General features: G+C 64.1%; 17 protein-coding genes. 4 read left to right on the top strand and 13 right to left on the bottom strand.

What is annotated here, in order from left to right:
- Window positions 1-14: 14 nt before the first annotated feature.
- The 7 genes from sigX to ppsA form a co-directional block, all read right to left on the bottom strand.
- The gene (gene sigX / locus ACIP0B_RS11545) at window positions 15-605 is read right to left on the bottom strand and encodes an RNA polymerase sigma factor SigX (protein ID WP_400831988.1); all 591 of its coding nucleotides are present in this window, start codon (window positions 603-605) and stop codon (window positions 15-17) included.
- A 90-nt stretch (window positions 606-695) separates the two neighbouring features.
- The gene (locus tag ACIP0B_RS11540; protein ID WP_400831986.1) at window positions 696-1,520 is read right to left on the bottom strand and encodes a mechanosensitive ion channel domain-containing protein; all 825 of its coding nucleotides are present in this window, start codon (window positions 1,518-1,520) and stop codon (window positions 696-698) included.
- Window positions 1,521-1,522: 2 nt separating this feature from the next.
- On the bottom strand, window positions 1,523-1,771 hold the full coding sequence (locus tag ACIP0B_RS11535; protein ID WP_007951986.1) for a hypothetical protein: 249 nt from the start codon (window positions 1,769-1,771) through the stop codon (window positions 1,523-1,525).
- 63 nt (window positions 1,772-1,834) lie between these two features.
- On the bottom strand, window positions 1,835-2,830 hold the full coding sequence (locus ACIP0B_RS11530; protein ID WP_400831984.1) for a zinc transporter ZntB: 996 nt from the start codon (window positions 2,828-2,830) through the stop codon (window positions 1,835-1,837).
- 24 nt (window positions 2,831-2,854) lie between these two features.
- Window positions 2,855-3,343 (bottom strand): ribonuclease E activity regulator RraA, encoded by a 489-nt coding sequence (gene rraA / locus ACIP0B_RS11525; protein WP_400831990.1) that lies wholly within the window; start codon window positions 3,341-3,343, stop codon window positions 2,855-2,857.
- A 229-nt stretch (window positions 3,344-3,572) separates the two neighbouring features.
- Complete coding sequence (locus tag ACIP0B_RS11520) at window positions 3,573-4,562, bottom strand: alpha/beta fold hydrolase (RefSeq protein ID WP_400831982.1); 990 nt, start codon at window positions 4,560-4,562, stop codon at window positions 3,573-3,575.
- Between the two features lie 185 nt (window positions 4,563-4,747).
- Window positions 4,748-7,117: a phosphoenolpyruvate synthase gene (gene ppsA, locus ACIP0B_RS11515; RefSeq protein ID WP_400831980.1), complete on the bottom strand. Its 2,370-nt coding sequence runs from the start codon at window positions 7,115-7,117 to the stop codon at window positions 4,748-4,750.
- Window positions 7,118-7,291: 174 nt separating this feature from the next.
- On the opposite strand from ppsA, the gene ACIP0B_RS11510 reads away from it, so the two are divergent.
- On the top strand, window positions 7,292-8,110 hold the full coding sequence (locus tag ACIP0B_RS11510) for a pyruvate, water dikinase regulatory protein (protein ID WP_400831978.1): 819 nt from the start codon (window positions 7,292-7,294) through the stop codon (window positions 8,108-8,110).
- A gap of 87 nt (window positions 8,111-8,197) precedes the next feature.
- Here the strand turns inward: ACIP0B_RS11510 and prpD are convergent, their stop codons facing one another.
- The 6 genes from prpD to ACIP0B_RS11480 form a co-directional block, all read right to left on the bottom strand.
- Window positions 8,198-9,682, bottom strand: coding sequence for a 2-methylcitrate dehydratase (gene prpD, locus ACIP0B_RS11505; RefSeq protein WP_400831977.1), 1,485 nt, complete (start codon window positions 9,680-9,682; stop codon window positions 8,198-8,200).
- A 256-nt stretch (window positions 9,683-9,938) separates the two neighbouring features.
- The gene (gene prpF / locus ACIP0B_RS11500) at window positions 9,939-11,129 is read right to left on the bottom strand and encodes a 2-methylaconitate cis-trans isomerase PrpF (protein ID WP_400831976.1); all 1,191 of its coding nucleotides are present in this window, start codon (window positions 11,127-11,129) and stop codon (window positions 9,939-9,941) included.
- A gap of 54 nt (window positions 11,130-11,183) precedes the next feature.
- Window positions 11,184-13,793 (bottom strand): Fe/S-dependent 2-methylisocitrate dehydratase AcnD, encoded by a 2,610-nt coding sequence (acnD, locus tag ACIP0B_RS11495; RefSeq protein WP_400831974.1) that lies wholly within the window; start codon window positions 13,791-13,793, stop codon window positions 11,184-11,186.
- A 219-nt stretch (window positions 13,794-14,012) separates the two neighbouring features.
- Entirely contained in the window at window positions 14,013-15,140 is a 1,128-nt protein-coding gene (gene prpC, locus ACIP0B_RS11490) for a 2-methylcitrate synthase (RefSeq protein WP_400831972.1), read from the bottom strand.
- Between the two features lie 74 nt (window positions 15,141-15,214).
- A complete protein-coding gene (prpB, locus tag ACIP0B_RS11485) occupies window positions 15,215-16,108 on the bottom strand; it encodes a methylisocitrate lyase (RefSeq protein ID WP_085577611.1) in 894 nt (297 codons plus the stop codon).
- Window positions 16,105-16,827 carry a GntR family transcriptional regulator gene (locus tag ACIP0B_RS11480; protein ID WP_085631342.1) on the bottom strand — a complete coding sequence of 241 codons (723 nt, stop codon included), beginning with the start codon at window positions 16,825-16,827 and terminating at the stop codon, window positions 16,105-16,107. Before ACIP0B_RS11480 ends, prpB begins: the two co-directional genes overlap by 4 nt.
- A 297-nt stretch (window positions 16,828-17,124) precedes the next feature.
- On the opposite strand from ACIP0B_RS11480, the gene ACIP0B_RS11475 reads away from it, so the two are divergent.
- The 3 genes from ACIP0B_RS11475 to ACIP0B_RS11465 are packed head-to-tail and all read left to right on the top strand — an operon-like array spanning window position 17,125 to window position 20,188.
- On the top strand, window positions 17,125-17,661 hold the full coding sequence (locus ACIP0B_RS11475) for an ATP-dependent zinc protease (protein ID WP_011333239.1): 537 nt from the start codon (window positions 17,125-17,127) through the stop codon (window positions 17,659-17,661).
- A gap of 5 nt (window positions 17,662-17,666) precedes the next feature.
- A complete protein-coding gene (locus ACIP0B_RS11470; protein ID WP_400831970.1) occupies window positions 17,667-19,202 on the top strand; it encodes an inactive transglutaminase family protein in 1,536 nt (511 codons plus the stop codon).
- Window positions 19,202-20,188: an alpha-L-glutamate ligase-like protein gene (locus ACIP0B_RS11465; RefSeq protein ID WP_400831968.1), complete on the top strand. Its 987-nt coding sequence runs from the start codon at window positions 19,202-19,204 to the stop codon at window positions 20,186-20,188. The genes ACIP0B_RS11470 and ACIP0B_RS11465 overlap by 1 nt, the downstream gene beginning before the upstream one ends.
- Window positions 20,189-20,370: the final 182 nt, after the last annotated feature.

Genomic DNA, 20,370 nt, shown 5'->3' with positions numbered 1-20,370 from the left:
ATATTTGCGCCGAACTAAGTTTCAGCAATGCCTGCAAATTTCTCACGCAATTTATCAAGAGCGCGCTTGTACCGCATTTTGGTCGCGCTCAGGCCCATGTGCATGATGTCTGCGATCTCCTGAAACTCCAGCTCTGCGACAAAACGTAGCACCAGAATTTCGCGGTCGATCGGGTTCACATACACCAGCCAGCGATCCAGTCCACCCTTCTCCTCGGGTTTCGGCGCCTTCTCTTCCGACGCTTCTTCGAGGGGGTCAAGACTCAGTGCGTCCATCAAGCGACGCTTCCGCCGTTCCTTGCGATACTGCGTGATGCATTCGTTGTAGGTGATGCTATATAGCCATGTCTTGAACTTCGACTTGCCCTCGAAGTTCTTCAGGCCGTACAGCACCTTGAGCATCACTTCCTGACAGACATCGTCTGCGTCGCGATCGTTCCCGAGATACCGCGCACAAACGTTAAATAATGTCCGCTGGTAACGCCGCATCAGTTCTTCATACGCGCGCGTCACGTGAAACAGCTCGGTGTGCGAGCGCGCGACCAACTCCTCGTCAGAGAGATCGCGGGGGTCGTAGCGCGTGGATAGCGTTTGGGCTTTATTCAAAACAGGTCGGGCCGACAGTCAGGTCAATGTCCACCGCCGCCAGCGACGGCTGGCATTTTGCGGCGGCATACATTAGCAGGGTTTGCCGGGTTAGCGGCTACTCACATGCTGCTCCAGCAGGATCCGATTGGAGAGAGAGACTAGCTCACCCTCATCGGTCAGCAATGTGGTTTTAACCGTGCCGATCTCCTCGATCTGCCCTTCGACCTCGCCAACACGCACTTGTTGCCCTACCTGATACAACTCACGCACATAGATGCCCGCCAGGATCTGACCGGCGATTTCCCGGCTTCCCAGGCCCATGGCCAGCGCAACCGCCAGACCAACGGTAATCAATACGATGACGATCACGTGGTTCAGCAGGTCGGTCTTGACCTCAAGCTGGCTGATCGCGACCGAGATGCTGATGATGATCACCAGTCCCTGGGCAATGCGGCCGAGCCCTGAAGCGTAGTCCAGGCCGACGCCTTCCGCCGCCCCGCGCACCAGACCGTTGGCCAGTTGGGCCAGCAGGACGCCGACGAGCAGCACCAGCGCCGCGCCGAAAACCTTCGGCACATACAGCGCCAGCATGTCGAGCGTAGCCGAAACCCGCTCAAGACCAAGGGATTCTGCTGCAGAAACCAGGAAAATCAGCAGGACGAACCAATACACGATCTTGCCGATCAGGGTCGAGATCGGCACTTGCAGCCCCGCGCGGGACATCAGCTTGGTCAGCCCGGTGCCGCCCATCAGGCGATCGAGGCCCAGTTTGGCGAGCAGCTTGGACAGCAGCGTGTCCAGCAGCTTGGCCACGACGAAACCGAGCAGCAGCACGACGAGCGCGCCGAACAGGTTCGGGATGAAGTTGGCGATCTTGGTCCACAACGCAGTCATTGCAGTGACGAGGCTCTGAGTCCAGAGGTCAAGTTCCATATTCAATCAGCCTTATCAGCAGTGCGGGCGGTGGGTTTACGAAGACGGGAGACCGGCGCAACATGGGCCGAGCCGTTGTTCAGGGCGATCATCAGCGCGGGCAGCCAGCGGCCCAGCAGGCTGAACAGGTCGCCGGCGCCGACCTGGCGGTTGGCGGTTTTGAGCACGCGGCCAAGGCAGGCGTCGTCGTCACGGCTGGACGGCGAGGCGTTGAGCATGTCGCGCAAAGACTGTTCAAACGGATCGTGCATACGCACCTCTCGTGATGTCTGTGAAAGACGCGGGCAAATTTGGTCGGGTCACATGCGGCATCTTCATACCCAGCGCAAACGGCGGAACAGCCACCATTGCCCAAGCGCCACGGCGACCACGGTCAGGCAGGCGATCAGGAAGCCATAGGGGCTGGAGGAAAACGGGATCCCGCCCACGTTGATCCCCAAAAGGCCGGTGAGAAAACTCATCGGCAGGAAGATACCGGTGATGATGCCGAAGCGGTACATGGTGCGGTTCATCCGCACGTTCAGGCGCCGGTCTTCGGCCTCCAGCACAAGCCCCACGCGCTCTCGGGTCAGTTCGAGCTCCTCGAGGTAGCGGGTCAGGCTGTTGTTCAATTCGTTCCAGTAGTCGCCATCGTCTTCGACGAACCATGGCAGCCTTATCCGGGACAACTGTCCGAAAATATCCCTCTGCGGGGCCAGAAAACGCTTCAGTCCCGCCGCACGGCGACGGATGTGCAAATTGGCGCCATGTTCGGGGGTATACCGTTCGTCGGCATCCAGCTTTTCTTCCTCGTCATCGACCCTTTCGGAGAGACAAGTGACCAGATCCTGCACCTTGTTGGTGAGGAACTGCGCCAGGTAGAGGATGAGTTCGGAGGACGTCTTCGGCCCCTTGCCTTCGCTCAGCAGCGCCAGCAGCTCGTCGGTGGCGCGCAGCGGCCGCAGGCGCAGGGAGATCACCCGCTGGGCCGATGCGAAAATGCGCACCGAGACCATGTCCTCAGGCTCGGCCCCCGGGTTGAGGTTGACCCCGCGCAGGAACAGCAGCAGCTCGGAGTCCGGCAGCGGCAGCAGACGGGGCCGGGTGTTCTCCTCCAGCAACAGGTCGCAGGTGAATTCGCTGAGTCCGCTGGACTTGCGCAGCCAGGTCTGGGTCTGCGGATGGCTGCGGTCCCAATGCAGCCACAGGCTCTCATGGGCCTGCAGCTGCAGCTCGTCCAGGTCCGTCCGGGCTATCGAACGCGCTCCGCCCTTGCCGTCCAGCACCAGGGCATGCACCAGCCCCCACTGCGCGTTGTCTTCCTCGAACATCCTCACCCCTGTGCGTACCGCGGTTTATTCCGGCATTTTCAGCGGGCTCGGCGAGACGATCACGCCGTTGTTGTCCGCGTAGATGTACTGGCCAGGACGGAACGTGACGCCGGCGAAGGTCACCGGAACGTTGAGGTCGCCGATGCCGCGCTTGTCGGTCTTCATCGGGTGGCTGGCGAGCGCCTGGACACCCAGGTCGGTCTGGGCGATGACGTCGACGTCGCGGATGCAGCCGTAGATGACCAGCCCTTCCCAACCGTTCTTCGACGCCTTCTCGGCCAGCATGTCGCCCAGCAGCGCGCGGCGCAGGGAACCGCCGCCATCGACCACCAGCACCTTGCCGTTGCCCTTGAGCTCGACCTGTTCCTTGACCAGCGAGTTGTCTTCGAAGCACTTGATGGTCACGATTTCGCCGCCGAACGAATCGCGGCCGCCGAAATTGCTGAACATCGGTTCCAGCACCTGCACCAGCTCCGGATAGGCGTCGCACAGGTCAGGGGTGAGGTAATGGATCATCGAAAAACTCCTGTAAAAAGGAAAACGATCAGGGATGCCGCATGCTGTTGAAACGAGTTCCGGTGGCTGCCGTTTACCTTGGCTCAGGCAATGGTCGCTGAGTGAACCTGAACAAACGCTGAAACGTAATCGCCAAACAGCAACCATTTGTGACCGGAACTGCGTAAACCGTCATATCTTAGCCGCAAGCCGCCCTGAACGAAATGCCCTTGTCAGAGCCTCCCGCTCACACTGCCGCCGCCAGATCCGGCTTCTCGCCCATCAACGGCGTTTGCTGATCCGCCAGCCAGCGCGCCACCAGCGGCCACACGTCCGTCTGCGCCGCCTTGCTCACCAGCATCTCGACGTGACCGAAATTCTCGCTGAAGCCCTGCTCACGCCCCAGGTTGATGAATTGCTTGTGCTCGGAACCGATCTGCTCGTAGAGCTTGCGGCAAGCCCACACCGGATCCTGATGGTCCCCCGCCGCGCTCACCGCCAGCACCGGCACCTTCACGTCGGCAAGGCCGGCCCACCAGTCCTTGTCCTTGTCGCCGAAACGCCCGAACAGGCCGTACCAGCGCATGCTTTCGAGGGCCAGGCCGATCGGTTCGTCTTCCGGGCCGCGCTTGAGCCGTGACCCGGACAGCTGCGCAAAGCGCTTGAGGATGAAGCGTCCGCTCCATTCCACCGGCGGAATCTTCAGCGGCCAGTACGTGCGGCTCACCTGGGTGCCGAAGAACGCCGCCGACGCCACCGCCGGCTCGCCGAGGTACTCGCCGCCCAGCGCCGCCGCCAGGGTGATGCCGCCCAGGGAATGGCCGATCCAGTGCGGAACCTGCCCGCTCTGCTCGCGCACGAACGCGGCGATGGCCGGCAGGTCGTAGCGGGCATAGTCGGCGACGCGGTTGCGACGGTAGTCCTCGTTGCGCTGGGACAGGCCATGGCCGCGCATTTCCGGGATCCATACGTCGAAGCCCAGGCGCGTCAGGTAGGCGCCGAGGCCCAGGCCCTTGGGGGAAAACCAGAACCGGCGGTTGGAAAAGCTGCCGTGCAGCAAAATCACCGGCACGCCGCGCGCCGCCGGCTCATCGGCCATGCCCAGGCGGGTGACGGCCAGCTCGACGGTCCAGTCCGGGCTGTTGCCCGGCTTCAGGCGGTAGATGTCTTCGCTCAGATCGCCGCGCCGCTCGGCGCTGATCAGGGCGACAGGAAACAGGTTGCTGCTGCTTTGCATAATGCTCTTGCACAAAAAAGGGCGGCATCCGAAGGCGCTCGCCCTGTTTCAATCACTGAAAGACTGCCGCTTGCCTTGACGAGCCTGTTCGCGACAACGGTACATCCATCGACATCGAAGCCGGATGTCAGGCCGTCATCGCGAGCAGGCTCGCTCCCGCAAGGAGCGAGCCGTTCACTTAGGTATCACGCCTGGCCTTCGGCGAGGAAGAACCAGGTTTCCAGCACGGTGTCCGGGTTCAGCGACACGCTTTCGATGCCCTGCTCCATCAGCCACTTGGCCAGGTCCGGGTGGTCCGACGGGCCCTGGCCGCAGATGCCGATGTACTTGCCGGCCTTGTTGCACGCGGCGATGGCGTTGGCCAGCAGCTTCTTGACCGCCGGGTTACGCTCGTCGAACAGGTGGGCGATGATGCCGGAGTCCCGGTCCAGGCCCAGGGTGAGCTGGGTCAGGTCGTTGGAACCGATCGAGAAGCCGTCGAAGAACTCGAGGAACTCTTCGGCCAGGATGGCGTTGGACGGCAGCTCGCACATCATGATCACGCGCAGGCCGTTGTCGCCACGGGCCAGACCGTTTTCGGCCAGCAGCTCGACGACTTGAGAGGCTTCGCCCAGGGTGCGCACGAACGGCACCATGATCTCGACGTTGGTCAGGCCCATCTCGTTGCGCACACGCTTGAGCGCACGGCACTCGAGCTCGAAGCAGTCGCGGAACGATTCGCTGATGTAGCGCGAGGCGCCGCGGAAGCCCAGCATCGGGTTCTCTTCTTCCGGCTCGTACAGCTTGCCGCCGATCAGGTTGGCGTATTCGTTGGACTTGAAGTCCGACAGGCGCACGATGACTTTCTTCGGCCAGAACGCGGCGGCCAGGGTGCTGATGCCCTCGACCAGCTTCTCGACGTAGAAGCCGACCGGATCGTCGTAGCCGGCGATGCGCTTGTCGACGCTTTCCTTGATCTCCTGCGGCAGGCCGTCGTAGTTCAGCAGCGCTTTGGGGTGGACACCGATCATGCGGTTGATGATGAATTCCAGGCGGGCCAGGCCCACGCCGGCGTTCGGCAACTGCGCGAAGTCGAAGGCGCGGTCCGGGTTGCCGACGTTCATCATGATCTTGAACGGCAGCTCCGGCATGGCGTCCACGGAGTTCTTCTTGATGTCGAAGCCCAGCTCGCCTTCAAAGATGTAGCCGGTGTCGCCTTCGGCGCAGGAGACGGTCACGCCCTGGCCGTCCTTCAGCAGCTGGGTGGCGTTGCCGCAGCCCACCACCGCCGGGATGCCCAGCTCACGGGCGATGATCGCCGCGTGGCAGGTACGGCCGCCGCGGTTGGTGACGATGGCGCTGGCGCGCTTCATGACCGGTTCCCAGTCCGGGTCGGTCATGTCGGAGACCAGCACGTCGCCGACCTGGACCTTGTCCATCTCGGACACGTCCTTGATGATCCGCACCTTGCCGGCGCCGATGCGCTGGCCGATGGCGCGGCCTTCCACCAGCACGGTGCCGGTTTCTTTCAGCAGGTAACGTTCCATGACGTTGGCCTGGGTGCGGCTCTTCACGGTTTCCGGACGGGCCTGCACGATGTACAGCTTGCCGTCGTCACCGTCCTTGGCCCATTCGATGTCCATCGGGCAGCCGTAGTGCTTCTCGATGATCATCGCCTGCTTGGCCAGCTCGCTGACTTCGGCGTCGGTCAGGCAGAAACGCGCGCGGTCGGCCTTGTCGACATCGACGGTCTTGACCGAACGACCGGCCTTGGCCTCGTCGCCGTAGATCATCTTGATTGCCTTGCTGCCCAGGTTGCGGCGCAGGATCGCCGGACGGCCGGCCGAGAGCGTGCCCTTGTGGACGTAGAACTCGTCCGGGTTCACCGCGCCCTGCACGACGGTTTCGCCCAGGCCGTAGGCGCCGGTGATGAACACCACGTCACGGAAACCGGATTCGGTGTCGAGGGTGAACATCACGCCGGCGGTGCCGGTCTCCGAACGCACCATGCGCTGCACGCCGGCCGACAGGGCGACCAGTTTGTGGTCGAAGCCCTGGTGCACGCGGTAGGAGATCGCACGGTCGTTGAACAGCGATGCGAACACCTCTTTGGCGGCGCGGATCACGTTGTCCACGCCACGGATGTTCAGGAAGGTTTCCTGCTGGCCGGCGAAGGAAGCGTCCGGCAGGTCTTCGGCGGTGGCGGAAGAGCGCACGGCCACGGCCACGTCGGGGTTGCCGGCCGACAGCGCGGCGAAGGCGGCGCGGATTTCGGTGTTCAGCTTTTCGGGGAATTCGGCTTCCATGATCCATTGGCGGATCTGGGCGCCGGTCTTGGCCAGCGCGTTGACGTCGTCGACGTCGAGCGCGTCGAGGGCCTTGTGGATCTGGTCGTTCAGACCGCTCAGTTCCAGGAAATCACGATAAGCCTGAGCGGTCGTGGCGAAGCCGCCGGGGACGGAAACACCGGCGCCTGCCAGGTTGCTGATCATCTCGCCCAGGGATGCGTTCTTGCCCCCCACATGCTCAACATCGTGTTTGCCGAGCTTATCGAGGGAAACTACGTACTCTACCAAGGTGATCTCTCCACTAACGGTGTTGGAAAAGCTCAGAAACCGGCGGCTCGGGGGAGCGTCGGCCGGCTGTATGGCCTGGACCTGGAAAATAAGTGAGAATGCGGGCCATCGGCGGCCAGCAAATCGCGCCTACTATATCCAAGATTGCTCACTAGCTTAAGGCCCAAGGTGCAAATGAAACGATCTGCTTTCTTCATCTCCGATGGCACCGGCATCACCGCCGAAACCCTGGGTCAAAGCCTCCTGGCGCAGTTCGAAAACATTACCTTCAGCAAATTCACCCGGCCCTACATCGACAGCGTCGAAAAGGCGCGGGCCATGGTACAGCAAATCGACAAGGCGGCCGAAACGGACGGCTTGCGGCCGATCATCTTCGACACCATCGTCAACCAGGACATCCGTGAGATCCTGGCCACGTCCAATGGTTTCATGATCGACATCTTCTCGACCTTCCTGGCCCCGCTCGAACAGGAACTGACCGAGCATTCTTCCTACACCGTCGGCAAGTCCCACTCCATCGGCCACAACTCCAACTACATGGAGCGCATCGAGGCGGTGAACTTCGCCCTGGACAACGACGACGGCGCCCGCACGCATTATTACGACAAGGCGGACCTGATCCTAGTGGGCGTGTCGCGATGCGGCAAGACGCCGACGTGCCTGTACATGGCCATGCAGTTCGGCATCCGCGCCGCCAACTACCCGCTGACCGAAGACGACATGGAGCGCCTGCAGCTGCCGGCCGCCCTGCGCGCCCACCAGCACAAACTGTTCGGCCTGACCATCGACCCGGACCGCCTCACCGCGATCCGCAACGAGCGCAAGCCCAACAGCCGCTATTCGAGCTACGCCCAGTGCGAGTTCGAAGTGCGCGAGGTGGAGAACCTGTTCCGCCGCGAGAACATCCCGCACATCAACTCCACGCATTTCTCGGTGGAAGAGATCTCGGCCAAGATCCTGGTGGAGAAAGGCGTCGAGCGACGGTTCAAATAAGGTCAGCGGCAAGCCGCAAGCCTTGAGCCGCAAGCGAGATCGGTGCTGTACCCGCTTGCAGTTCAAGGCTTGCCGCTTGCAGCTGCCCTACCCCACCCACAGATCGACAAACCGGTTCACCGCCGTCGCCTCCAGCCGCGCCTGATCCCTGCACAACGCAACGATCTCTGCGCACCGCTGCCCGCTGAACCGCGTTGCCAGGTTGGCCCTGAACTTGTCCTCCAGCAGGGGAATCCCCTCGGCCCGGCGCCGGCGGTGGCCGATCGGGTATTCCACCCGCACATTGTCGGTGCTGGAGCCGTCCTTGAAGAACACCTGCACCGCATTGGCGATGGAGCGCTTGTCCGCCTCCAGGTACTCGCGGGTGAAGCGCGGCTCCTCGACGATGACCATCTTGCCCCGCAGCACATCGATGATCGGGTGCGCCTTGTGGAAGCTGTCCTCGTAGTGCTCGGCCACCAGATTGCCGAACGCCAGCGGCACGGCGGTCATGTATTGCAGGCAGTGGTCGCGGTCGGCGGCGTTGGCCAGCGGGCCGACCTTGGAAATGATGCGGATCGCCGATTCGTGGGTGGCGATGACAATCCGGTCGATCTCGTGCAGGCGGTTGCGCACCTGCGGGTGCAGGGTCACGGCGGCTTCGCAGGCGGTCTGCGCATGGAACTCGGCGGGGAAACTGACCTTGAACAGCACGTTTTCCATCACGTAGCTGCCGAAGGGCCGCGAGAGGCTGAAGGCGCGCCGGTCTTCGGGCTTGAGCGCCAGGTCGTTGTTGGTGTGGCTGAACGACACGTCGTAGAAGCCCCACTGCCGGGCGCTCAGCACGCCGGGGATGCCCATCTCGCCGCGCATCGCGATGTCGGCCAGCCTGACGCCCCGGCTCGACGCGTCCCCCGCCGCCCAGGACTTGCGCGACCCGGCGTTCGGCGCATGGCGATAGGTGCGCAACGCCTGGCCGTCGGCGAAGGCATGGGACAACGCCGACAGCAACTGCTCGCGGTTGGCGCCCATCAGTTTGGCGCTGACGGCGGTGGAGGCGACTTTCACCAGGATGACGTGATCGAGCCCTACGCGGTTGAACGAGTTTTCCAGGGCGATCACGCCTTGGATCTCATGGGCCATGATCATCGCTTCGAGCACCGCACGCATGTCCAGCGGCGCATCGCCCCGGGCCACGCGCTGCTGCGACAGGTGATCGGCCACCGCCAAAATCGCGCCGAGGTTGTCGGACGGATGCCCCCACTCGGCGGCCAGCCAGGTGTCGTTGTAGTCCAGCCAGCGCACAGCGCAGCCGATGTCCCACGCGGCCTTCACCGGATCGAGCCGATACGGCGTGCCCGGCACCCGCGCGCCGAACGGCACGACGGTGCCCTCGACGAGCGGGCCCAGATGCTTGGTGCATTCGGGAAAGCGCAAGGCCAGCAGGCCGCAGCCCAGCGTGTCCATCAGGCAGTTGCGGGCGGTATCGAGGGCTTCGGCGGATTCGGTCTTGAAGGTGAGGACGTAGTCGGCGATGTCCTGCAGGACACGGTCGTAGTCGGGACGGTCATTCTGGTCAACGTTGGCGCTCATGGTCGATTCACTCCGTGAAGTGGTTCGTTGAGGGGACCTCGGTTCAGGGCTAACGCGTTCTTATTGTGGAAATGCGGCTGTATCGATTTTGCTGCGGTGCCTGGGCTGACGCTATCGCCAGCAGGCTGGCTCCCACAGGGATCTCGGGTGGATGCAGCCTGTGCGGTCGCCGCAATACAAGGTGGGAGCCAGCCTGCTGGCGATGACGCCAGTGAAGACACCGCCCGACAGGCTCCCGCACCTTGTTCCGTTCAGGTCAGAAGGCGTCGCCGGGCACGCGGACGAAACCTTCCATCAAGACCCGCGCACTGCGGCTCATGATGGCTTTCTTCACGACCCACTCGCCGTTCTCCAGGCTCGCCTCGGCGCCGACCCGCAGCGTCCCGGACGGATGGCCGAAACGCACGGAATTGCGCTCGGTGCCGCCGGCCGCCAGGTTCACCAGCGTCCCGGAGATCGCCGCCGCCGTGCCGATGGCCACCGCCGCCGTGCCCATCATCGCGTGGTGCAGCTTGCCCATGGACAGGGCGCGCACCAGCAGATCGACGTCCTCGGCCGCCACCGCCTTGCCGCTGGAGGCCAGGTAATCCGCAGGCCGCGCGACGAACGCCACCTTCGGCGTGTGCTGGCGCTGGGCCGCTTCTTCGAGACGGGAAATCAGGCCCATGCGCAGCGCGCCGTGGGCGCGGATGGTTTCGAACATCGCCAGCGCCTTCGGGTCGCCGTTGATCGCGCCTTGCAGCTCGGTGCCCTTGTAGCCGATGTCCTCGGCGTTGACGAAGATCGTCGGGATGCCGGCGTTGATCATCGTCGCCTTGAAGGTGCCGACGCCGGGCACTTCCAGGTCGTCGACCAGGTTGCCGGTGGGGAACATCGAACCGCCGCCGCCCTCTTCTTCCGCCGCCGGATCCATGAATTCCAATTGCACTTCGGCCGCCGGAAAGGTCACGCCGTCGAGCTCGAAGTCACCGGTCTCCTGGACTTCGCCGTTGGTGATCGGCACGTGGGCGATGATGGTCTTGCCGATGTTGGCCTGCCACACCCGCACCACCGCCACGCCGTTGCGGGGAATGCGGTCGGGGTCGACCAGGCCGTTGCTGACGGCGAACGAACCGACCGCCGCCGACAGGTTGCCGCAGTTGCCGCTCCAGTCCACGAACGGCTTGTCGATGGCGACCTGGCCGAACAGGTAATCGACGTCGTGGTCGGCCTTGATGCTCTTGGACAGGATCACGGTCTTGCTGGTGCTCGACGTCGCGCCGCCCATGCCGTCGATCTGTTTCTCGTAAGGGTCGGGGCTGCCGATCACCCGCAGCAGCAAGGCATCGCGGGCCGGGCCCGGCACCTGGGCCGCTTCGGGCAGGTCCTGCAGGCTGAAGAACACGCCCTTGCTGGTGCCGCCGCGCATGTAGGTGGCGGGAATCTTGATCTGTAGTGCGTGAGCCATGGTGCTCCTTAATCGCCGGCGCGGACCGCAAGGCCCGCGCCGGCACAACGTGGATTAGACGGCGACCGCCGATTCTTCGAGGAAGTCCTGGGCAAAGCGCTGCAGCACGCCGCCGGCCTCGTAGATCGACACCTCTTCGGCGGTGTCGAGGCGGCAGGTCACCGGCACCTCGACGCGTTCGCCGTTCTTGCGGTGGATCACCAGCGTCAGGTCGGTGCGCGGCGTGCGGTCGCCGATCACGTCGTAGGTCTCGCTGCCGTCGATGCCCAGGGTCTTGCGGTCGGTGCCCGGCTTGAACTCCAGCGGCAGCACGCCCATGCCCACCAGGTTGGTGCGGTGGATGCGCTCGAAGCCTTCGGCGACGATCGCCTCGACCCCGGCCAGCCGCACGCCCTTGGCCGCCCAGTCACGGGACGAACCCTGGCCGTAGTCGGCGCCGGCGATGATGATCAGCGGCTGCTTGCGGTCCATGTAGGTCTCGATGGCTTCCCACATGCGCATCACCTTGCCTTCCGGCTCCACCCGGGCCAGCGAGCCCTGCTTGACCTTGCCGTTCTCCTGCACCATTTCGTTGAACAGTTTCGGGTTGGCGAAGGTCGCGCGCTGGGCGGTGAGATGGTCGCCGCGGTGGGTCGCGTAGGAGTTGAAGTCCTCCTCCGGCAGGCCCATTTTCGCCAGGTACTCGCCGGCGGCGCTGTCGAGCATGATCGCGTTGGACGGCGACAGGTGGTCGGTGGTGATGTTGTCCGGCAGCACCGCCAGCGGGCGCATGCCCTTGAGCGGACGGGCGCCGGCCAGCGCGCCTTCCCAGTACGGCGGACGGCGGATGTAGGTGCTCATCTCGCGCCAGTCGTACAGCGGCGCGACCTTGGGACCGGTGTCTTCGTGGATCGCGAACATCGGGATGTAGACCTGGCGGAACTGCTCAGGCTTCACCGCCGCCTTGACCACCGCTTCGATCTCTTCGTCGCTCGGCCAGATGTCCTTCAGGCGGATTTCCTTGCCGTCGGCCACGCCCAGCACGTCTTTCTCGATGTCGAAACGGATGGTGCCGGCGATGGCATACGCGACCACCAGCGGCGGCGACGCGAGGAACGCCTGCTTGGCGTAGGGGTGGATCCGCCCGTCGAAGTTGCGGTTGCCCGAGAGCACGGCGGTGGCGTACAGGTCACGGTCGATGATTTCCTGCTGGATCACCGGATCCAGCGCGCCGGACATGCCGTTGCAGGTGGTGCAGGCGAACGCCACGACGCCGAAGCCGAGCTGCTCCAGCTCCTTGCCCAGCCCCGCTTCCTCCAGGTACAGCGCCACGGTCTTGGAGCCCGGCGCCAGCGACGACTTGACCCACGGCTTGCGGGTCAGCCCCAGCCGGTTGGCGTTGCGCGCCAGCAGGCCGGCGGCGATCACGTTGCGCGGGTTGCTGGTGTTGGTGCAACTGGTGATGGCGGCGATGATCACGGCGCCGTCGGGCATTTGCCCCGGCACGTCGTCCCACTGCCCGGAAATGCCCTTGGCGGCCAGGTCCGCCACCGCCACGCGGGCGTGGGGGTTGCTCGGGCCGGCCATGTTGCGCACCACCGAGGACAGGTCGAAGCTCAGGCTGCGCTCGTATTGCGCGCCTTTGAGGCTGTCGGCCCACAGGCCGGTGGTGCGGGCGTAGTTTTCGACCAGTTGCACCTGCTCGTCGTCGCGGCCGGTGAGCTTGAGGTAGTCGATGGTCTGCCGGTCGATGTAGAACATCGCCGCCGTGGCGCCGTATTCCGGGGCCATGTTGGAAATGGTCGCGCGGTCGCCCAGGGTCAGGGCCGAGGCGCCCTCGCCGAAGAACTCCAGCCACGCGCCGACGACCTTCTGCTTGCGCAGGTATTCGGTCAGCGCCAGCACCATGTCGGTGGCGGTGATGCCCGGCTGCAGCTTGCCGGTCAGTTCGACGCCGACGCTTTCCGGCAGACGCATCCACGAGGCGCGGCCGAGCATCACGCTTTCGGCCTCAAGGCCGCCGACGCCGATGGCGATCACGCCCAGCGCATCGACGTGCGGGGTGTGGCTGTCGGTGCCGACGCAGGTGTCGGGGAACGCCACGCGCTTGCCGTTTTCATCTGGGCGCACCTGAATCACCGGGGACATTTTCTCCAGGTTGATCTGGTGCATGATGCCGTTGCCCGGCGGGATCACGTCGACGTTCTTGAACGCTTTCTTGGTCCAGTTGATGAAGTGGAAACGGTCTTCGTTGCGGCGGTCTTCGATGGCGCGGTTCTTCTCGAACGCCTGGGCGTCGAACCCGCCCGCCTCCACCGCCAGCGAGTGGTCGACGATCAGTTGGGTCGGCACCACCGGGTTGACCTGCGCCGGGTCGCCACCCTGCTGGGCGATCGCGTCGCGCAGGCCGGCCAGATCCACCAACGCGGTCTGGCCGAGGATGTCGTGGCACACCACACGGGCCGGGAACCACGGGAAGTCGAGGTCGCGCTTGCGCTCGATCAGTTGTTTCAGGGAATCAGTGAGCGTGGCCGGGTCGCAGCGACGCACGAGGTTTTCCGCCAGCACGCGAGAGGTGTACGGCAGGGTGTCGTAGCTGCCGGGCTGGATCCCGTCGACCGCTGCGCGGACATCGAAGTAGTCCAGGGCGGTGCCGGGCAGTTGTTTACGAAATTGTGTGTTCATCGGTCAGGACTCGGGGCACGGTAGTTTCAAAGGGCGAGGCCTGGCATCAACCTCGAAATTCACACGAACCTTGTGGGAGCTGCGGTGCGACGACTCGACTTGCCAGCGATTGCGGCGGGTCAGCTGCCATCGATGCTGGATATGACTCCGTCATCGCTGGCAAGCCAGCTCCCACAAGGACTTTGGTGAACTTCGGTATCGGTGCCTGGCCTCCACCATTCAGCGACGTTCGATTGGCACGAACTTGCGCTGTTCGACGCCGGTGTACTCGGCGCTCGGACGGATGATGCGGTTGTTGGCGCGCTGCTCGAACACGTGCGCCGCCCAGCCGGTCAGGCGCGAGCAGACGAAGATCGGGGTGAACAGCTTGGTCGGGATGCCCATGAAGTGGTACGCCGAGGCATGGTAGAAGTCGGCGTTGGGGAACAGCTTCTTCTGCTCCCACATGGTCTTGTCGATGGCCTCGGAGACCGGGAACAGCACCGTGTCGCCCACTTCGTCGGCGAGCTTCTTCGACCAGCCCTTGATCACCTCGTTGCGCGGGTCGCTGTCCTTATAGATCGCGTGGCCGAAGCCCATGATCTTGTCCTTGCGCTCGAGCATGCCGAGGGTGCCTTTGATCGCCTCTTCCGGCGACGAGAAGCGCTCGATCATTTCCATCGCCGCTTCGTTGGCGCCGCCGTGCAGCGGGCCGCGCAGCGAGCCGATGGCCGCCGTCACGCAGGAATACAGGTCCGACAGGGTCGAGGCGCACACGCGGGCGGTGAAGGTCGAGGCGTTGAACTCGTGCTCGGCGTAGAGGATCAGCGAGACGTTCATCACCTTGACGTGCAGCTCGCTCGGCTTCTTGCCGTGCAGCAGGTGCAGGAAGTGGCCGCCGATGGACGGCTCGTCGCTCACGCAATCGATGCGCTTGCCGTCGTGGCTGAAGCGGTACCAGTAGCACATGATCGCCGGGAACGCGGCCAGCAGGCGGTCGGTTTTGTCGCGCTGCTCGGAGAAGTCCTTCTCCGGCTCGATGTTGCCCAGGAACGAGCAACCGGTGCGCATCACGTCCATCGGGTGGGCGTCGGCGGGAATGCGCTCCAGCACTTCCTTGAGCGCCTGCGGCAGGTCGCGCAGCTTGCTCAGCTTGCCTTGGTAGTCGGCGAGCTGGGCCTGGGTCGGCAGCTCTCCGTAGAGCAGCAGGTACGCCACTTCTTCGAATTGCGCATCCGCCGCCAGTTCGCGCACGTCATAGCCGCGGTAAGTCAGGCCGGCACCGGCCTGGCCCACGGTGGACAGTGCGGTCTGCCCGGCGACCTGACCCCGGAGCCCGGCGCCACTGAGTACTTTTGCTTCGGCCATTGCTGTCTCCAATCTTCTTGAATTTGTCTGGGAAACTTATGGGGCGGGCCTGCCCGCCCCCTACAGGATCTGGTTCAGCCTTTCTTCTGCGCGAACAGCGCGTCGAGCTTCTGCTCGAAGGTGTGGTAATCGATGCGGTCGTAGAGCTCCATGCGGGTCTGCATGGTGTCGATGACGTTCTGCTGGGTGCCGTCGCGGCGGATCGCGGTGTAGACGTTTTCGGCCGCCTTGTTCATGGCGCGGAACGCCGACAGCGGATACAGCACCAGCGACACGTCGGCGCCGGCCAACTGCTCGGTGGTGTAGAGCGGCGTCGAGCCGAATTCGGTGATGTTGGCCAGGATCGGCGCCTTCACGCGGCTGGCGAACAGCTTGTACATCTCAAGCTCGGTGATGGCTTCCGGGAAGATCATGTCGGCGCCGGCCTCGATGCACGCGGCGGCGCGGTCCAGGGCGGACTCCAGGCCTTCGACGGCCAGGGCGTCGGTGCGGGCCATGATCACGAAGCTGTCGTCGGTGCGGGCGTCGACGGCGGCCTTGATGCGGTCGACCATTTCCTGCTGGGTGACGATCTCTTTGTTCGGACGGTGGCCGCAGCGCTTGGCGCCGACTTGGTCCTCGATGTGGATGGCGGCGGCGCCGAACTTGATCATCGACTTGACGGTGCGCGCGACGTTGAACGCCGAGGCGCCGAAACCGGTGTCCACGTCCACCAGCAGCGGCAGGTCGCAGACGTCGGTGATGCGGCGCACGTCGGTCAGCACGTCATCCAGGCCGGTGATGCCCAGGTCCGGCACGCCGAGGGAGCCGGCGGCCACCCCGCCGCCGGACAGGTAGATCGCCTTGAAGCCGGCGCGCTTGGCCAGCAGCGCATGGTTGGCGTTGATCGCGCCGACCACTTGCAGCGGATGCTCGCTGGCGACCGCGTCGCGAAAACGCTGGCCTGGAGTGTTCTGGTTGGAACTCATGACTCACCTCGTTCAGTGGCTGTCGGGTTGGCGCCGTCCTGGTAGTGACGGGCGATGTTTCGTTTGGAGGCGCCGATGTGGCGGCGCATCAAAAGTTCGGCCAGTTCGCCGTCACGGTCGGCGATGGCGTCGAGAATCCGGTGGTGCTCGGCAAAGGCCTGGCGCGGACGGTTGGGCGTGGTGGAGAACTGGATGCGGTACATGCGCACCAGTTGGTAGAGCTCGCCGCAGAGCATCTGGGTCAGGGTGCGGTTGCCGCTGCCCTGGATGATCCGGTAGTGAAAGTCGAAATCGCCTTCCTGCTGGTAGTAGCCGAGCCCGGCCTGGAACGCCGCGTCGCGCTCGTGGGTCTCCAGCACCTGGCGCAGTTCGTCGATTTCTTCGCTGCTCATGCGCTCGGCCGCCAGGCGGCACGCCATGCCTTCGAGGGACTCGCGGATCTCGTAGAGTTCCAGCAGTTCGGCGTGGCTCAGCGACACCACCCGCGCCCCGACGTGCGGCACCCGCACCAGCAGGCGCTGGCCTTCCAGGCGATGGATGGCCTCGCGCAGCGGGCCGCGGCTGATGCCGTAGGTGCGCGCCAGCTCCGGCTCGGAGATCTTGCTGCCGGGGGCGATCTCACCCTTGACGATGGCCGCCTGGATGCGCCGGAAGACGTTTTCCGAGAGCGTTTCCGAATCGTCGCCGCTGGCGACCGGAGGATCGAGTTGATCCAGCATATTGTCGACACCTTGTTTTCCAATGCGGCAAAAACTAGCCAATCAGCCCGCATCAGTCAAAGGATAAATAGATATTGTCGACAATCGTCTAATAACCCGCGATTTCAACCCCAAGGGTTATAGACGGCTCCCGGCGCTGGCGCCATAAAGCCGCCGTGCTAGAATGCCGCCCGCATTTGCAGGTCATTTGCACGGCTTGTCATAAAAAGCTGATAGGCACCCGAAGGCGCATGGGCAGACAGGACATCCTGATGCCATGGCCCTGAACCGTGAACGGAACGCTGCTCGCCAGGATTTATGAGACTCAAGCCCTTCCCCACATTTTTCGCGCTGTTCTGCCTGCCCGGCCTCGCCGCCGCGGGGGAAAAGACCGTGTACGGCCTCAACGAGTACGCGGCCCTGGACGGCATCAACCTGGAAGTCGCGGCCAAGCTCGACACCGGCGCCAAGACCGCCTCGCTGAGCGCCCGCGACATCAAGCGCTTCAAGCGCAACGGCGAATCCTGGGTGCGTTTCTACCTGGCCATTGACGCGGCGCATTCGCACCCGATCGAACGGCCGCTGGCCCGGGTCAGCAAGATCAAGCGCCGCGCCGGCGACTACGACCCGGAAGAAGGCAAGAAGTACACCGCCCGCCCGGTGATCGAGCTGGACATCTGCATGGGCTCGGCGATGCGCAGCATCGAAGTGAACCTGACCGACCGCAGTGCGTTCCAATACCCGCTTTTGATCGGCTCCGAAGCGCTCAAGCGTTTCGATGCGCTGGTCGACCCCAGTCTTAAATACGCTGCCGGCAAACCCGCCTGCGCCATCGCCGCTCATACCGCCGAGTAATTTCAATGCGTTCTCTTACCTTCCACCTGAAAATCCTGATCGCCGTCCTCGTGCTGCTGGGCGTCTCGGTCACGGCCTATCAGATTTTCGTGCTCGGCATCCCGGTGACCGAAGACGCCACCGACGACCTGTGGAACATCGACGCCAAGGTCGAGTTCGTCGCCAGCACCAAGGATCCGGTCAAGATCCAGATGTTCGTGCCGCCCCTGAGCCGCGACTACGTCAGCCTCAATGAGAGCTTCATCTCCAACAACTACGGGGTGGCGGTCAACCGCATCGACGGCAACCGCAAGGTCACCTGGTCGGCGCGCCGGGCCAAGGGCAACCAGACCCTGTACTACCGCCTGGTGCTGACCAAGCGCTACACCGCCGAAAAGTCCAAGATCAAGGGCCCGACCTTCCGCGACAGCATGGCCATCGAAGGCCCGGAGAAGATCGCCGCCGAAGCCCTGCTCGCGCCGATCCGCCAGCATTCGGCCGACGTCGAGACCTTCATCGGCGAGGCGATCAAGCGGGTCAACAACGTCAACGACGACAACGTGAAACTGCTGCTGGCGGGCGATCCGTCCACCGCGCACAAGGCCAAGATCGTCGAGCTGCTGCTGTCCATCGCCCACGTGCCGGTGGAAAAGGTGCACACCATCCGCCTGGTGGCCGACCAGCCGCAGATGCCTGAACTGTGGCTGCGCAGCTTCAACGGCACCGACTGGCTGTACTTCAACCCGGAAACCGGCGAACAGGGCCTGCCGACCGACCGCCTGCTGTGGTGGATCGGCGACGAGAACCTGATCACCGTCGACGGCGGCAAGAAGGCCAACGTGACCTTCAGCCTGAACAACAGCGAGATGAACGCCATCCGCCTGGCCAAGCTGACCGACGAGAACACCGACGCCAACTTCCTCGAATACTCGCTGTACGGCCTGCCGCTGCAGACCCAGCAGACCTTCATGATCATGGTGATGATCCCGATCGGCGTGCTGGTGATCCTGATCCTGCGCAACCTGATCGGCCTGCAGACCCTGGGCACGTTCACCCCGGTGCTGATCGCCCTGGCCTTCCGCGAGACGCAGCTGGGCTTCGGCATCCTGCTGTTCACCGTGATCACGGCGCTGGGCCTGTCGCTGCGTTCGTACCTGGAGCACCTGAAGCTGCAGATGCTGCCGCGCCTGTCGGTGGTGCTGACCTTCGTGGTGGTGCTGATCGCCGCCATCAGCCTGTTCAGCCACAAGCTGGGGCTTGAGCGCGGGCTGTCGGTGGCGCTGTTCCCGATGGTGATCCTGACCATGACCATCGAACGCCTGTCGATCACCTGGGAAGAGCGCGGCGCCAGCCACGCCATGAAGGTGGCCATCGGCACGCTGTTCGCCGCGTCCCTGGCGCACCTGATCATGACCGTGCCGGAGCTGGTGTACTTCGTGTTCACCTTCCCGGCGGTGCTGCTGATCCTGGTGGGCTTCATGCTGGCCATGGGTCGCTACCGCGGCTACCGCCTGACCGAGCTGGTGCGCTTCAAGGCCTTCCTGAAGAAGGCTGACGCCTGATGTTCGGTTTCTGGAAGACCTGGAAGGCCCTGGAAGCCCGCGGCATCATGGGCATCAACCGGCGCAACGCGGACTACGTGCTCAAGTACAACAAGCGCAGCCTGTACCCGATCGTCGATGACAAGATCATCACCAAGGAACGTGCGCTCAAGGCCGGCATCCATGTGCCGGAACTGTATGGCGTGATCTCCACCGAGAAGGAAATCGACAAGCTCGGCGAGATCATCGGCGGGCGCAACGATTTCGTGATCAAGCCGGCCCAAGGCGCCGGCGGCGACGGCATCATCGTGGTCGCCGACCGCTTCGAGGGCCGCTACCGCACGGTGTCGGGCAAGATCATCAGCCACGAGGAGATCGAGCACCACATCTCCAGCATCCTCACCGGCCTGTATTCCCTGGGCGGGCACCGCGACCGGGCGCTGATCGAATACCGGGTGACCCCGGACCAGATCTTCCGCAGCATCAGCTACGAAGGCGTGCCGGACATCCGCATCATCGTGCTGATGGGCTACCCGGTGATGGCCATGCTGCGCCTGCCGACCCGCCAGTCCAACGGCAAGGCCAACCTGCACCAGGGCGCCATCGGCGTCGGCGTCGACCTGGCCACCGGCCTGACCCTGCGCGGCACCTGGCTGAACAACTTCATCAGCAAGCACCCGGACACCACCAACGCGGTGGACGGCGTGCAGCTGCCCTACTGGGACGGCTTCATGAAGCTCGCCGCCGGCTGCTACGAGCTGTGCGGCCTGGGCTACATCGGCGTGGACATGGTGCTGGACCAGGACAAGGGCCCGCTGATCCTGGAGCTCAACGCCCGGCCGGGGCTGAACATCCAGATCGCCAACGACTGCGGGCTGACGTCGCGCACCCATGCGGTCGAGGCGCACCTGGAGCAGTTGAAGGCCCGGGGCATCACCGAGACGGTGGCCGAGCGCGTGGCGTTCACCCAGGAAATGTTCGGGCACATCCCGGCGGTCGAGGGCTGATCCCCTGTGGCGAGGGAGCTTGCTCCCGCTCGACCGCAAAGCGGTCGCCAACCGGCGGGAGCAAGCTCCCTCGTCACAGGGCCATGGCAACCGTTCGCCATTTGCCTCATCCCGACATCCCCTCTAGGAGCGAACCCTTGAGGGGACTACAATCCCCACCCCGCCTCGATGGCCGATCCGCC

The organism is Pseudomonas sp. NPDC089534, from assembly GCF_044749305.1.
GTDB classification, from domain to species: Bacteria; Pseudomonadota; Gammaproteobacteria; order Pseudomonadales; family Pseudomonadaceae; genus Aquipseudomonas; species Aquipseudomonas ekonensis.
Note: the sequence above shows the minus strand (reverse complement) of the source record. Positions and strands in the feature narration are given on the sequence as shown.

Coding starts and splice junctions, on each gene's coding strand:
- ACIP0B_RS11540 (WP_400831986.1), bottom strand. CDS start 1,520: ATGGAACTTGACCTCTGGACTCAGAGCCTCGTCACTGCAATGACTGCG.
- ACIP0B_RS11535 (WP_007951986.1), bottom strand. CDS start 1,771: ATGCACGATCCGTTTGAACAGTCTTTGCGCGACATGCTCAACGCCTCG.
- ACIP0B_RS11530 (WP_400831984.1), bottom strand. CDS start 2,830: ATGTTCGAGGAAGACAACGCGCAGTGGGGGCTGGTGCATGCCCTGGTG.
- ACIP0B_RS11520 (WP_400831982.1), bottom strand. CDS start 4,562: ATGCAAAGCAGCAGCAACCTGTTTCCTGTCGCCCTGATCAGCGCCGAG.
- ACIP0B_RS11510 (WP_400831978.1), top strand. CDS start 7,292: ATGAAACGATCTGCTTTCTTCATCTCCGATGGCACCGGCATCACCGCC.
- prpD (WP_400831977.1), bottom strand. CDS start 9,682: ATGAGCGCCAACGTTGACCAGAATGACCGTCCCGACTACGACCGTGTC.
- prpF (WP_400831976.1), bottom strand. CDS start 11,129: ATGGCTCACGCACTACAGATCAAGATTCCCGCCACCTACATGCGCGGC.
- acnD (WP_400831974.1), bottom strand. CDS start 13,793: ATGAACACACAATTTCGTAAACAACTGCCCGGCACCGCCCTGGACTAC.
- prpC (WP_400831972.1), bottom strand. CDS start 15,140: ATGGCCGAAGCAAAAGTACTCAGTGGCGCCGGGCTCCGGGGTCAGGTC.
- prpB (WP_085577611.1), bottom strand. CDS start 16,108: ATGAGTTCCAACCAGAACACTCCAGGCCAGCGTTTTCGCGACGCGGTC.
- ACIP0B_RS11480 (WP_085631342.1), bottom strand. CDS start 16,827: ATGCTGGATCAACTCGATCCTCCGGTCGCCAGCGGCGACGATTCGGAA.
- ACIP0B_RS11475 (WP_011333239.1), top strand. CDS start 17,125: ATGAGACTCAAGCCCTTCCCCACATTTTTCGCGCTGTTCTGCCTGCCC.
- ACIP0B_RS11470 (WP_400831970.1), top strand. CDS start 17,667: ATGCGTTCTCTTACCTTCCACCTGAAAATCCTGATCGCCGTCCTCGTG.
- ACIP0B_RS11465 (WP_400831968.1), top strand. CDS start 19,202: ATGTTCGGTTTCTGGAAGACCTGGAAGGCCCTGGAAGCCCGCGGCATC.